The sequence below is a fragment of the Campylobacter concisus genome, assembly GCF_003048605.1.
GTDB lineage: Bacteria > Campylobacterota > Campylobacteria > Campylobacterales > Campylobacteraceae > Campylobacter_A > Campylobacter_A concisus_BM.
Window position 1 is genome coordinate 72,712 of record NZ_PIRX01000009.1, and the last position, 13,648, is coordinate 86,359.

Genomic DNA, 13,648 nt, shown 5'->3' on the forward strand with positions numbered 1-13,648 from the left:
ATACCTAATTAGTTTTAAATTTATGATTATTAAGTTAGAATATCTCCATTTTTCAGATTGGATTAAAGTTTATGGATTTTGAGTTTATTGAGAAATTTTACCCCCTTTTTGTAAAGGCTGGGATTCTCACCTGCCAGATCGCCTTTTTGGGGATCGTTTTTTCTATTTTGATAGGCATTTTTTGCATGGCTGTGAAATTTTACAAGCTAAAATTTCTCTCAAAACTAGTTGATTGCTACGTTGAGCTTTCAAGAAACACGCCGCTTCTTATCCAACTCTTCTTTTTATACTACGGCTTGCCAAAGCTTGGAGTGTCGATGAGCGGCTTTACCTGTGCGGTCGCGGGACTTAGCTTTCTTGGTGGCAGCTATATGAGTGAGAGCTTTAGACTGGGCTTTGAGGCGGTGAGAAAGTCGCAGATAGAAGCAGGCCTTAGTATCGCACTTAGTAAAAACCAGCTCCTAAGATATGTCATCTTGCCACAAGCCTTTAGCGTGGCACTTCCGAGCATCAGCGCAAACGTCATATTTTTACTAAAAGAGACAAGCATCGTCAGCATCGTAGCGCTTGCTGATCTAGTCTACGTCGCAAAAGATCTCATCGGACTTTACTACAAGACAGATGAGGCGCTTTTTATGCTGGTTATTAGCTATCTTGTCATCATCTTGCCAGTCTCGCTGGCGCTTAGCTACGTCGAAAAAAGGGTGAGAAATGCAAGGAGTTAGTATATTATTTGACACGCAAAATTTACTAAGGCTGCTTGAAGGTCTTGTGGTAAGCACTGAAATTTCGCTCATCTCGATCATCATCTCCGTCATCGGCGGCCTCATGCTTGGCGTTTTGATGAGTATGAAAAACAAATTTATCTATCTTGTTTTAAAAATTTGCCTCGAGATCGTTCGTATCATGCCTCAGATCGTCTGGCTATTTTTATTTTATTTTGGCGTTAGCAAGGCTTTTGATATCCACATCTCAGCATTTACCGCCTCACTCATCGTCTTTAGCCTTTGGGGCGTTTTTGAGATGATGGATATCGTGCGAGGAGCGATCACCTCGATACCAAAGCACCAGTTTGAATCAGCCGCCTCGCTAGGACTTAGCAAATTTCAAATTTACTTTTATGTCATCATCCCGCTTGCTACTAGAAGGCTGGTGCCTGGAGCTGTAAATTTACTAAGCCGTATGATAAAAACGACCTCTATCGTCGTGTTAATCGGCGTTGTAGAGGTGGTCAAAGTCGGCCAGCAGATCATCGAGCGAAATGTATTTACAAATCCTATGGCGCCATTTTGGATATACACGCTCATATTCTTTTTATATTTTGCGATCTGCTATCCAGTCTCAAAACTATCAAAAAAACTAGAAGAAAAATGGAGCTAAAATGAGCGAAACTATCTTAGAACTTAAAAACTTAAATAAATTTTATGGAGAGCTTCACGCCTTAAAGGATATAAATTTAGAGGTAAAAAGTGGCGAAGTGGTCGTACTTCTTGGACCATCAGGCTGTGGCAAGAGCACAACTCTTAGATGTATAAACGGCCTTGAGAGCATAGCAAGCGGCGAGATCATAATAGATGGCGAGGTGATAGACGCTAAATTTAAAGAGTGGCAAAGGATCCGCCAAAAGGTCGGCATGGTCTTTCAAAGCTACGAGTTGTTTGACCATATGAACGTCATCGATAACGTCCTTCTTGGGCCTTTAAAGGTGCAAAAAAGAGATAGGGCCGAGGCTGAAAAGACGGCTGATATGTGGCTAAGCAAGGTTGGGCTACTTGATAAGAAATTTGCCTATCCAAAGGAGCTAAGCGGCGGTCAAAAGCAGCGCATAGCAATAGTAAGAAGCCTTTGTTTAAACCCTGAGATCATGCTATTTGACGAGGTTACGGCTGCGCTTGATCCAGAGATCGTTAGAGAAGTGCTTGATGTGATACTAAATTTAGCCAAAGATGGCATGACGATGCTAATAGTCACGCACGAGATGAGCTTTGCAAGGGCGGTTGCAAATAAGATCGTGTTTATGGACGCTGGAGCGATCGTAGAGATCAGCGATCCAGAGGAGTTTTTTACTAATCCAAAGAGCGAGCGAGCAAAGAAATTTCTAAATTTATTCTCATTTTAGAAAAAATAAGAGATAATTTGCCGTTTTTTCAAAATGCGTTTAGAGCGAGACTTTACCGCTCTTATTTACTAAATTTTTCTAAAGGAGAAAGAGTGAGAAAATTTAAATTTTTCTTATTAGCATTAGTCGCTACCGTCTTTCTAACGGGTTGTGGTGATGACAAAGGTGCGGACAAAGCAGCCGCTTCAAATCAAGCTGACGCTATCGCAAAAATAAAAGAGCGTGGATATATAAGAGTTGGCGTTTTCAGTGACAAACCGCCATTTGGCTACGTCGATAAAGACGGCAAAAACCAAGGTTATGACATCTACTTTGCAAAACGCATCGCAAAAGACTTGCTTGGCGATGAGAGCAAGGTCAAATTTGAGCTAGTCGAGGCTGCTGGCAGGGTTGAAGTGCTCACAGCTGACAAGGTCGATATCACGCTTGCAAATTTCACAAAGACGCCTGAGCGCGCGCAAGTTGTTGATTTTGCGCTTCCATATATGAAGGTCTCACTTGGTATCGTTAGCCCAGAGGGCGCTGTGATAAAGAGCATTGATGAGCTAAAAGATAAAACCTTGATCGTCAATAAAGGCACAACAGCGGACGCATTTTTTACAAAAAATTATCCTGATATCAAGCTTTTAAAGTATGATCAAAACACCGAAACTTTCGCAGCTTTAGTTGATAAAAGGGGTGCAGCTCTAGCACATGATAACGCCCTACTTTTTGCCTGGGCGAAAGAGACTCCTGGCTTTGTCGTTGGTGTTGAAGCACTTGGCGACGTGGACGTGATAGCTCCAGCTGTCAAAAAAGGCAACAAAGCCTTGCTTGAGTGGCTAAATAACGAGATCATCGAGCTTGGAAAAGAAAATTTCTTCCACAAAGACTATGACGCAACACTAAAACCAATCTATGGCGATAGCGTCAATCCTGAATCTCTAGTCGTAGAAGGCGGCAAACTCTAAATTCAAAGTGAGTGATCATAGTGAATGAATTTAATGAATATGTTCGCGATAGATTTTCTGAATTCGGCGATATTGTCATAAAATCCATGATGGGTGGATACCTTGTATATTTTAACGGTAAACTAATAGGTGACATTTGTAATAATGAACTGTTCTTAAAGAGAACGCCGACATCGGACAGACTTCTTGCAGACTCAGAACTACGTTATCCTTATAATGGCTCAAAGACGTTAATGCATGTATTCGAGAAATTTGAGGATGCGAATTTGATTGGAGAATTGTTGCGCGGCATGTATGCGGAACTGCCCGAAAAGAAACCAGCAAAAGCCAGATAAGTTGGATGTTTAAATAAAAATTTGAAAAGCATTTTGGAGTAAATTTAACCCAAAATGCTTTTATTGGCTACATCAAGCTCTTTAGTAAATTTGTCACTTTTTGCTCGATCTCTGCAAGAAATTCCTTGCTCTTTGCTTCAAATCTAGTGACGATAACTGGCGTTGTATTTGACGCACGCACAAGCGCCCAGCCATTTTCAAATTGAATCCTAATGCCATCAATGTCGATGATATTTTTTATCTTTGGCAGGTCGCAGCCCTCGTTTTTCACGCACTCTTTTAGCTTAGCAACTATCTTAAATTTAGCCTCATCAGTCGTCTTTACCTTGATCTCATCGGTGCTAAAGACAAGTGGCATCTTATCAAGCTCGCCGTCAAGATCAAAGCCTTTATGCACTAGCTCAAGCACCCTCATCATCGCATAAAGCGCATCATCAAAGCCAAAGTATCGCTCTTTAAAGAAGATATGACCGCTCACTTCAGCCGCAAGATCAACATTTAGCTCTTTCATCATCTTTTTTATATTGCTATGTCCAGTTTTTCCCATAAAAACTTCGCCGATCTTGGCGATCTCATCATACATATTTTGTGAGCATTTTACCTCGCCAAGCACCTTTGGATGATCCATATTTAGTGCGTAAAGATAGGCTAGTTCATCGCCTTTTATATCTCTTTTTGGCGTTATAACTGCGATCCTGTCGCCATCTCCGTCAAAGCCAAATCCAAGGTCAAATTCTTTCTTTTCAATGAGCGAAAACAGCTCTTTTAAATTCTCTTTTTCGCTTGGATCTGGGTGGTGATTTGGAAAATTTCCATCTGGATCTTCATATAAAATTTTCGCATTTAGCCCAAGTGCCTTGACGATGGGCACTAAGCTCACGCCAACAGCGCCATTTGCGCAGTCGATGACAAAAGGCTTTTTGAAATTTTTAAGCTCACTAAATTCTTTTACAAAAAACTCGACATATTTTTCTAAGATATTAAATTCCTCACAGCTCTCATCGTCTGCGATCTCTAAATTTGAGGCGATTATCTCATTAACTTTGTCTTTTAAAATTTGCAGGTCTTTGCCAAAAAAACTATCTTTTTTAATGGTAATCTTAAAGCCGTTATAATCTTTTGGATTGTGAGAGCCCGTGATCATGATGTTTGCGTCAAAATAATCAGCATAAACGCTAAAGTAGCCAACAGGAGTTGGTAGCAAGCCGATGTTATAAATTTTAAAGCCACCAGCCTTGTTTAGACCGCTTAGCAGGTACCTAAAAAGTGTGCTAGCACTTAGCCTTGCGTCAAAGCCAACGCTTAAAGTTTTTACACCAAATTCGTTAAATTTCTTACCCAAAGCAAGCCCTATAGCCTTGACGCTGTCCTCTGTCAAGTCTTTTTCAAAAATGCCGCGGATGTCGTATTCTCTAAAAATTTCATCATATTTCATTGTAAATTCTCCCTAAAAGAATGCAAAAATGATACAAGAATAAATTTAAAAAGGAGTAAATAATTTTATAAATTTAGTGAGGTTAAAATTTAAATTCGAGCTAGAAAATGCTCTAGCTCGAAAAGAGCTGCTACATCATGCCGCCCATGCCACCCATTCCGCCCATGTCAGGCATTGCAGGCATTGCTTTTTCTTCTTTTATCTCGCTGATAGTTGCTTCAGTTGTTAGTAGCAAGCTAGCTACGCTAACAGCGTTTTGAAGCGCAACTCTCTCAACTTTAACTGGGTCGATGATACCAGCTTCAAACATATTTACATATTCGCCAGTTGCAGCGTTAAAGCCAAAATTTGCATCTTTGCTTGTCTCAACTGCATTTGCTACTACGCCAGCGTCAAAGCCAGCGTTCTCAGCGATTTGGCGAAGTGGAGCACGAAGCGCTCTTCTAACGATCTCAGCACCGATTGCCTCGTCACCTTGTAAATTTAAATTTACGCTCTTTGAAGCAAGGATAAGAGCTGAACCGCCACCTACTACGATGCCCTCCTCAACAGCTGCACGAGTAGCGCTTAGAGCGTCATCTACGCGGTCTTTTTTCTCTTTCATCTCAGTCTCAGTCGCAGCACCTACTTTGATAACTGCCACGCCGCCACTTAGTTTTGCAAGGCGCTCTTGAAGTTTTTCTTTGTCATAGTCGCTTGTAGTCTCAGCGATTTGAGCTTTTATTTGAGTTATTCTAGCGTCGATCGCTGACTTCTCGCCTGCGCCATTTACGATAGTAGTGTTATCTTTGTCGATAACTACGCTTGAAGCTTGTCCAAGATCGTTTATAGTGGCACTCTCAAGTGTTCTGCCTAGCTCTTCACTGATAACTTCGCCACCTGTTAAGATAGCTATATCTTCAAGCATAGCTTTTCTTCTGTCGCCAAAACCAGGAGCTTTTACAGCTGAGATGTTTAGCACGCCACGAAGCTTATTTACAACAAGCGTTGCAAGCGCCTCACCCTCGATATCTTCAGCAATGATTAGAAGTGGTTTGCCACTCTTTTGTACTTGCTCAAGCACTGGAAGCAGGTCTTTTAAATTTGTGATCTTCTTGTCAAATAGCAATATGAATGGATTGCTTAGCTCAACTTGCATCTTTTCAGGGTTTGTGATGAAGTATGGGCTTAGATATCCGCGGTCAAACTGCATACCCTCAACAACGCTTAGCTCGTCTTGGATAGACTTTGCCTCTTCTACTGTTATGACGCCATCTTTGCCGACTTTCTCCATCGCATCAGCGATAAGTTTGCCGATACTCTCGTCTGAGTTTGCAGAGATAGTAGCGATCTGAGCGATCTCTTTTGAGCCAGAAACTTTTTTAGAGATGTTTTTTAGTGCATCTATAAGAGCTGCTACTTCTTTATCCATACCGCGTTTTACTTCGATAGGATTTGCACCAGCAGTTACGTTTCTAAGACCCTCTTTAAATATCGCGTGAGCTAGCACAGTCGCTGTTGTAGTGCCGTCACCTGCTTGGTCGTTTGTCTTGCTTGCTACTTCTCTAACTAGGCTTGCACCCATGTTTTCGATAGTATCTTTTAGCTCAACCTCTTTAGCCACGCTAACGCCGTCTTTTGTGATGTTTGGAGCGCCAAAGCTCTTTTGGATAAGGACATTTCTGCCTCTTGGTCCCATTGTCACTTTTACAGCGTCATTTAGTTTTTTTACGCCATCGTATAGGCGATTTCTTGCATCATCAGAGTAAAAAATTTCTTTTGCCATTGTTTTTCCTTTTTAAATTATTTAATCACACCTAAAATGTCATCGATGTTTAAAACAAGATATGTCTTATCATCTAAATTCACCTCAGTGCCAGCGTATTTAGCAAATACTACTTTTTCGCCAACTTTTACGCCCTCAGCTTCAGCACCAACTGCTTTTACCTCACCGCTTAAAGGTTTTTCTTTTGCGTTATCAGGTATAATTATGCCCGAAGCTGTCGTCTTTGTCTCTTCTACGCGTTCGACTAGGACACGCTTGCCTAATGGTTGAAAGTTCATTGTTCATCCTTTTAGTTTAATTGTCTTTTTTAGCACTCTTTATTTTTGAGTGATGAAATGCTAGCATTTTTTTCTGAAAAAGTCAATAATTTATAGTGAATTTTATTAAAAACTTTAGTCTAAGTGACTAAAGTTTTATGATATGTAAAACTAATATAAAGGAATTTTATGAAAAAAGTAGCTTACATAGTTGGCGCGCTTGTGCTCATAGTAGCTTGCATCTTTGGCTTTATCTTTAGCTCTTTTGGCAATAAATTTATAGCCAGCAAAATAGAAAAAGAGGCGCTAGCTCGTGGTATCGATGTCAAATTTAAAGATTTTAACCTTGGGCTTAGCACGCTAAATTTAGAAGCGACCGTGATGGATGCCATAAATTTAAAGGCAAATGGCGATCTATCCTTGCTTACTCAAAGTATGAGCTTAAACATAGATATAAATGCCAACAAGGCAAAGGCTAGCGAGCTTGGGCTAAAAAAGGATGTCGCGCTTAAAGCAAACGTGGCTGGTAAATTTAGCGACTTCAAGCTAACAGCAACTGGCACGGCGCTTGGCTCAAATATAAATTTAAATGCAAATTTAAAAGACTACCTGCCAAAAGCTCTAAATCTTGACGCTAAAAATATCGAGCTTTCTGAGATATCAGCTCTGGTGCAAAAGCCAAATTTAGCTAGCGGTAAGCTTGATCTAACGAGCAATATGCAAGGGGTTGATGAGAAAAATGAGCCCATCATAAACGCTCAAATTTTAGCAAGCGATGCAGCGATAAACAAAGAAATTATTAAAAATGAATTTGGGCTAAATTTAGCAAAAGATATAAACTTTAAAGGCGGCATAAATGCTAAATTTGCAAATGAAAAAGTGAGCGCAAAAACCATTATCATCGCACCTGAAGCCACTTTGAAAGCAAACGAGACGACTTATGATCTGGCTAGCAAAAATTTAAAGAGCGACTTTTTGCTAAACGTGCCTGATCTTGCCCTTTTTGGCAAGCTCTTAGGCGAGCAGCTAAGCGGCGCAGTGGATGCAAACGGCGAAATTACAATGCAAGAAAATGCCCTTAAAAACCTAAAAGCTGAGATAAACGGCCTTGGTGGCAAGATAAATGCAAATTTTGATAGCAAAAACTTAGCCCTAAATGCAACTAGCATCAAGCTAAAAGAGCTTCTAGCGCTTGCCTTGCAGCCTAGCTACGCAGATGGGCAGATAAATTTAAACGCAAATTTTAGCGGCTTTGACGAGCTAAAAAAACTTGCGGGCGAGGCTAAATTTGAGATAAAAAACGGTCTTATAGATAAAGGGCTTGCAAAGCTTAAAAACGCGGCGAAATTTGAGCTAAAAGGTGGCGCCACAGCAAAAGGTGAGCTTGTAAATTTTGACGCAAACGTGCTTAGCGACCTTGGCGAGCTAAAGGATGTAAAGGGCGTTTTTGACCTAAAAAATAGCCAAATTTTTAGCAAATTTGCCCTGCTCATTAGCGACCCTGAGAAATTTAAGGCAGTTAGCGGCTTTGAGGTGGGCTCAAAGATGGCGCTTGTGGGCGATGTGAAGGTTAAAGAGAGCAAGATAGATGAGCTAAATTTAGGCGGCGATGCTTTTACTGGCAAGCTAAACGCCACCATAAAAAATGAAAATCTTGATCTTAGCCTAAAAGAGGCGCAGTTAGGAGAGATCTTGGCACTTAGCGGCAACGACAGGCTGGCAAACGCTAAGACAAATGTCCAAGCAAAGGGGCAAAATATCTTTAGCAAAAACCCAAGCGTCACCGCAACGATCGCTTTTAATGATGGCAAATTTAACGCCGCAGCGCTTAGTAAAATGCTTGATAAAAAATTCCCTGAAAATGAGAAATTTAGCTCAAATTTGAGCCTAGACTATAAAGGCGACATGGCGAAATTTAGTGGCGACTTTCTTAGCTCACTAGCTGATATAAAGGGCATAGACGGCAGTTTTGACGTGGGTAAAAGCACGCTAAGCTTAAAGCTTCAAGCGGTGGTTTCAGAGCTAAATAAGCTTGCGTTTTTAGCTGGTCGCGAGCTTCACGGTAAATTTGCAGCCATCGTAATGGCAGAGGGCAAAGTGGATGATCTAAGCGTAAAAGCCACTTCGGATGATCTATTTAAGGGCAAACTCGAGGCAAACTACAAAGGTGGCGCGCTTGATGCGGTGCTAAAAAACTTTGAAGTCAAAGGGCTAACGCAGACTTTGGGGCTAGATCATCTATATGACGGCAACGGCGATGCTAAATTTAACTACGAAACAAAGCAAAGGCTCGGTAAATTTGACATCTTACTAAAAGAGGGTCACCTAGCCAGCACAAATCTCACAAACAATATAAAAACCTTCACCGGCAAGGACATCACAAAAGAAATTTACAAAGACGGCAAAATTTATGGCGATATAAAGGGCGATAACGTCATCTTTAACGTAAATTTAAGCTCTCCAAAGAGCGATATAAAGGTTGCAGGCGGCACTTATAATACCGCGACAAAAATGCTTAATGCGCCACTTGTTTGCAGGCTCGAAAAGACCGATCTAAACGTGCAAATCTCAGGCACGACAGACAAGCTAAAATACGACGTCAGATCGCAATATCTCGAAAATAAGGTCAAAAAAGAGATAGGTAGATTTTTAGATAAAAAGCTGGGCAAAGATGATGACGCAAGCGGCGAAAAGCAAAATTTAAAGGGGCTTTTAAAAGGGCTATTTTAGATGAAAAAGGCGGAAAATTTAAAGTATCTAATGGGGCTTGGGCACTTTTGTAGCGACATAAACCAAAGCGCGCTTGGTGCGATGCTGCCCTTTTTCATAGCGAGCTACCACTACGACTACGCTACAGCCGCCTCGCTCGTGACCGCCACAAATTTAGCAAGCTCGCTCATCCAGCCACTTATCGGCCGCCTAAGCGACAAAAAAGAGCTGCCATACGTCATCCCGCTTGGGCTGCTGCTTGCGGGCGGAGGTATGAGCCTAACTGGCTTTGTGACAAACTACTACATCATCTTGGTTTGCGTGATGATAAGCGGTATCGGCGCCGCGCTCTTTCACCCAAGCGCCGCAAGGATCGTAAACTACGCCTCAAACACCAAAAATAGAGCCAAAAGCATAAGCATATTTTCATTTGGTGGCAACGTGGGCTTTGCAGTTGGACCCATTTTAGTCGCCGTTTTTGTGGGAAATTTTGGCCTAAAAGGGACGCTAATTTTCATCATCCCTCAAATTTTTCTGACACTTTTATATCTTAAAAAGGGCAAATTTATAAAAGCGCTAGAAGGCAATCACAAAAAGCAAATTTCACAAAAAACAAGCGCTTTAAAAGACGATCTGGGCGCATTTTTGAGGCTTTGTCTGTGCATATTTTCACGCTCGATCGTCGCATTTGGCTTTTCGGCATTTTTTAGCATCTACCTCATCAAAATTTTTGGTCTTAGCAAAGAAGCTGCAAATGTAAATTTAAGTATGTTTTTTGCTGCAGGTGCGATCTCTACGCTATTTGGCGGAGCACTAGCTGATAGATACGGCCTAGTTAGGCTCATCAAAATAAGCCTAAGCATCGCCGCACCGCTAGTCGTGCTAATGCTCTTTATCGACAGCTACGCGCTATTTCTCGTGGCCTCCATGTGCGTAAGTGCCTGCATCAGCCTATCTTTTAGCCCCTCAATCGCCCTTGCACAGCTTTATCTGCCAAATCAAATCGGCCTAGCCTCAGGCGTAACGCTTGGGCTTAGCATTACAATCGGCGGTATATTTGCGACGGTCATCGGCAAGATCGCTGACATCTTTAGCCTAACGCACTCATTTTACTTTATCGCCGCAGTATCGCTCATCTGCGCGATGTCAAGCTATTTTTTAAAGCCAGTTAGCAAGATATAAATTTATAAAAATAGCTTGCTAACAGCGTATAGTAACGAAAGACACAGTCAAATTTCTCACCCATAGCGCTGATTTTGTAAATTTTACTTTTTGGGCTTTAAATTTGCTTGGTAGATAAAATTTGATACGAGATGAAATTTAGACAAAACTTGTCAAAGAGAATAAGTTTTTTTGCTTCTCTATAAAAGCAAAGCTAAATTTAAAAATCCAAAAGAGCCAAACCATGGCATTTGGCAGCAGAGTATTTTTCAATAGTTTTATTTTTAATTTTAACAACCAAGCATCAAGGCAAAGTTTCTTGTGATGATTTTAAATGCTACGAAGAAATTTTCGACCGAAGATAGAGCAAATAAATTTAAGCCATTAAGACAAGAAAATTTTTGTTTCAGACAAGGCGGATGAGCAAAAACAAGCAACAAAACATGGTTTATTAAATTTAAAAGCATAGAAAAATTTGAATTTATATAACGGCAGTATTTTGTGATAGATTTAAATGTTGCGCAGTTAAAATTTTGCGCAGACTAAGCATACTAATCTACCTAGCAAAATTTAAATTTCTAACTACAAAAGCATCAAGACAAAGTATCTTGTGATGATTTTAAATGTTTTGCTTCGCAAGCTCGCAACTGCAAGCAGAAACGAAGAAATTTTCGACCGAAGATAGAACAAATAAATTTAAGCAATTAAGACAAGAAAATTTTTGTTTTTTGCTTCGCTTTGCTCGCAACGAGACTTCGCTACGAGGAGACAAGGCGGATGAGCAAAAACGAGGGAGCGTATATATGATACGTGACCGAAGTTTGAAGCGATATCCAACGCAGTATAAAACAAAAAGGGCTTGTCTTTTTTATAACTTTCTCATCTTTGCTATCTCATCACGTAGCGCCGCCGCCTTCTCAAACTCCAGCTGCGCCGCGGCTTCCAGCATCTGTTTTCTCAGCTCTTTGATTATGCTCGCTCGCTCGGCGGCAGGCATTTTTTCCAGATTTGCGCCTTTTCTTAAGATCTCCGTGCCGTCCTCGACGTGCAGGCTCTCTTCGATATTTCTACTTGCAGAGTGCGGCGTTATGCCGTGAGCCTTGTTGTACTCATCTTGAAATTTACGCCTAGCAGTCGTCGTATCGATCGCTTCTTTCATGGACTTAGTTATCTTTTTGGCAAACATTAGCACCTTGCCATTTACGTTTCTGGCCGCTCGCCCCATCGTCTGTATAAGGCTCGTTGTAGAGCGCAAAAAGCCCTCTTTGTCGGCATCCATGATCGCTATTAGGCTCACTTCAGGCAGGTCAAGCCCCTCACGAAGCAAATTTATGCCTATTAGCATGTCAAATTCGCCACTTCTAAGCCCTCTAATGATCTCATTTCGCTCGATCGCGTCGATGTCTGAGTGCATATACTTGACCTTTATGCCAAGCTCGATGTAGTAGCGGCTTAGCTCCTCAGCCATCTTTTTAGTTAGCACGGTAACTAGCACACGCTCACCTCTTGCAATGACCGCCTTTGCCTCGTCAAATAGCGCCTCGACTTGATTGTCACTATCTTTTATCTCGATGATCGGATCAAGTAGCCCAGTAGGTCGCAAAATTTGCTCATAGACATGCCCCTGGCTGATACCAAGCTCGTATTCGTTTGGCGTTGCTGAGACAAAGAGAAATTTCGCCTTTTTGCTTATAAACTCGTCAAATTTAAGCGGCCTGTTATCAAGCGCTGATGGCAAACGAAATCCATACTCCACAAGCACCTCTTTACGGCTCCTATCGCCTGCATACATGCCCCTAAACTGAGGCAAACTCACGTGGCTCTCATCGACGATAACCAGATAGTCCTCGCCACTTATCTCAAAGTAGTCAAACATCGAGTACGGCGTCTCTCCAGCCTTTTGACCGGTTAGGTGGCGCGCGTAGTTTTCGATACCTTTACACATGCCAGTGCTCGCCATCATCTCAAGGTCAAATTCCACTCTCTGCTTTAGTCTCTGCGCCTCAACTAGCTTGCCCTGCTCGTTAAATTCTTTCAAGCGCACATCAAGCTCCTCTTCGATCTCTTTCATAGCGATCTTTAGTCTATCAGCGCCCACGATAAACTGGCTGGTCGGGTAGAGGATAAATTTTTTTAGGTCGTGTCTTTTTTTGTTTTCCAGCACGTCCAGGCTATACATCGTCTCGATCTCGTCGCCGAAAAACTCGATCCTAAACGCCTCGTCGTTAAAATATGCGGGATATACGTCCACCACGTCGCCGTTTACGCGAAAGTCGCCTCGGTCGAAATAAACGTCGTTTCGCTTGTATCCCATATCCACTAGCTTTTGCAGTAGCGTGCGCTGGTTGATTTTATCGCCGACGTTTAGGTATGCGACCATGCCTTTATACTCGCTTGGATTACCAAGGCCGTAGTTCGCAGAGACTGAGGCCACACAGATGACGTCGTCAAAGCTTAGCAAGCTAGCCGTCGCAGAGAGGCGCAGGCGCTCAAGCTCCTCATTTACCGAGCTATCCTTTTCTATATATAGGTCGCTTCTTGGGATGTAGGCCTCTGGCTGGTAGTAGTCGTAGTAGCTTATGAAGTACTCGACGTGATTTTTTGGGAAAAAGCCCTTAAATTCGCTGTAAAGCTGAGCGGCGAGGGATTTGTTATGCGTCATTATCAGAGTTGGCATATTTAGCTCGCGTATGACGTTTGCCATGGTAAAGGTCTTGCCAGATCCTGTCACGCCTAGAAGTGTTTGGTATTTATTGCCTGATTTTATACTTTTTACTATCTCTTTTATCGCTCTTGCTTGGTCACTGCTTGGGCTAAATTTAGATGAAATTTCAAATTTACTCATTAACTACCTTTAAATTTGGGCGAATTTTATAGCAAAGATAGTGCTTTGTCAAATGAGAATTTTAAAAAGAAT

11 protein-coding genes are annotated in these 13,648 nt (G+C 41.7%); 7 read left to right on the top strand and 4 right to left on the bottom strand.

The features are described from left to right. The first annotated feature begins 71 nt into the window (after nucleotides 1–71). The 5 genes from CVS86_RS08550 to CVS86_RS08570 all read left to right on the top strand — a co-directional run bounded on the left by CVS86_RS08550 (nucleotide 72) and on the right by CVS86_RS08570 (nucleotide 3,404). Entirely contained in the window at nucleotides 72–725 is a 654-nt protein-coding gene (locus tag CVS86_RS08550) for an amino acid ABC transporter permease (protein WP_009293648.1), read from the top strand. Continuing rightward, entirely contained in the window at nucleotides 712–1,380 is a 669-nt protein-coding gene (locus CVS86_RS08555; protein ID WP_103589782.1) for an amino acid ABC transporter permease, read from the top strand. The genes CVS86_RS08550 and CVS86_RS08555 overlap by 14 nt, the downstream gene beginning before the upstream one ends. Nucleotide 1,381: 1 nt before the next feature. Beyond that, nucleotides 1,382–2,119: an amino acid ABC transporter ATP-binding protein gene (locus CVS86_RS08560; RefSeq protein ID WP_103589783.1), complete on the top strand. Its 738-nt coding sequence runs from the start codon at nucleotides 1,382–1,384 to the stop codon at nucleotides 2,117–2,119. 92 nt (nucleotides 2,120–2,211) lie between these two features. Continuing rightward, nucleotides 2,212–3,069: a cysteine ABC transporter substrate-binding protein gene (locus tag CVS86_RS08565; RefSeq protein WP_103589784.1), complete on the top strand. Its 858-nt coding sequence runs from the start codon at nucleotides 2,212–2,214 to the stop codon at nucleotides 3,067–3,069. 20 nt (nucleotides 3,070–3,089) lie between these two features. Further along, nucleotides 3,090–3,404: a TfoX/Sxy family protein gene (locus CVS86_RS08570; RefSeq protein WP_035142669.1), complete on the top strand. Its 315-nt coding sequence runs from the start codon at nucleotides 3,090–3,092 to the stop codon at nucleotides 3,402–3,404. A gap of 67 nt (nucleotides 3,405–3,471) precedes the next feature. Here CVS86_RS08570 and CVS86_RS08575 read toward each other — a convergent pair whose 3' ends face one another. From CVS86_RS08575 to groES, 3 genes are all read right to left on the bottom strand, one after another. Then, the gene (locus CVS86_RS08575; RefSeq protein ID WP_107791620.1) at nucleotides 3,472–4,839 is read right to left on the bottom strand and encodes a phosphomannomutase/phosphoglucomutase; all 1,368 of its coding nucleotides are present in this window, start codon (nucleotides 4,837–4,839) and stop codon (nucleotides 3,472–3,474) included. A 130-nt stretch (nucleotides 4,840–4,969) separates the two neighbouring features. Beyond that, on the bottom strand, nucleotides 4,970–6,604 hold the full coding sequence (groL, locus tag CVS86_RS08580) for a chaperonin GroEL (RefSeq protein ID WP_107791621.1): 1,635 nt from the start codon (nucleotides 6,602–6,604) through the stop codon (nucleotides 4,970–4,972). A gap of 17 nt (nucleotides 6,605–6,621) precedes the next feature. After that, nucleotides 6,622–6,882 carry a co-chaperone GroES gene (gene groES, locus CVS86_RS08585; protein ID WP_009293641.1) on the bottom strand — a complete coding sequence of 87 codons (261 nt, stop codon included), beginning with the start codon at nucleotides 6,880–6,882 and terminating at the stop codon, nucleotides 6,622–6,624. Between the two features lie 168 nt (nucleotides 6,883–7,050). On the opposite strand from groES, the gene CVS86_RS08590 reads away from it, so the two are divergent. Further along, complete coding sequence (locus CVS86_RS08590) at nucleotides 7,051–9,591, top strand: tryptophanyl-tRNA synthetase (RefSeq protein WP_107791622.1); 2,541 nt, start codon at nucleotides 7,051–7,053, stop codon at nucleotides 9,589–9,591. Further along, on the top strand, nucleotides 9,592–10,752 hold the full coding sequence (locus CVS86_RS08595) for an MFS transporter (RefSeq protein WP_107791623.1): 1,161 nt from the start codon (nucleotides 9,592–9,594) through the stop codon (nucleotides 10,750–10,752). It abuts the gene before it with no gap. Nucleotides 10,753–11,599: 847 nt separating this feature from the next. On the opposite strand, the gene uvrB is transcribed toward CVS86_RS08595, so the two are convergent. Next, on the bottom strand, nucleotides 11,600–13,576 hold the full coding sequence (gene uvrB / locus CVS86_RS08600) for an excinuclease ABC subunit UvrB (protein ID WP_107791624.1): 1,977 nt from the start codon (nucleotides 13,574–13,576) through the stop codon (nucleotides 11,600–11,602). Between the last annotated feature and the right edge of the window lie 72 nt (nucleotides 13,577–13,648).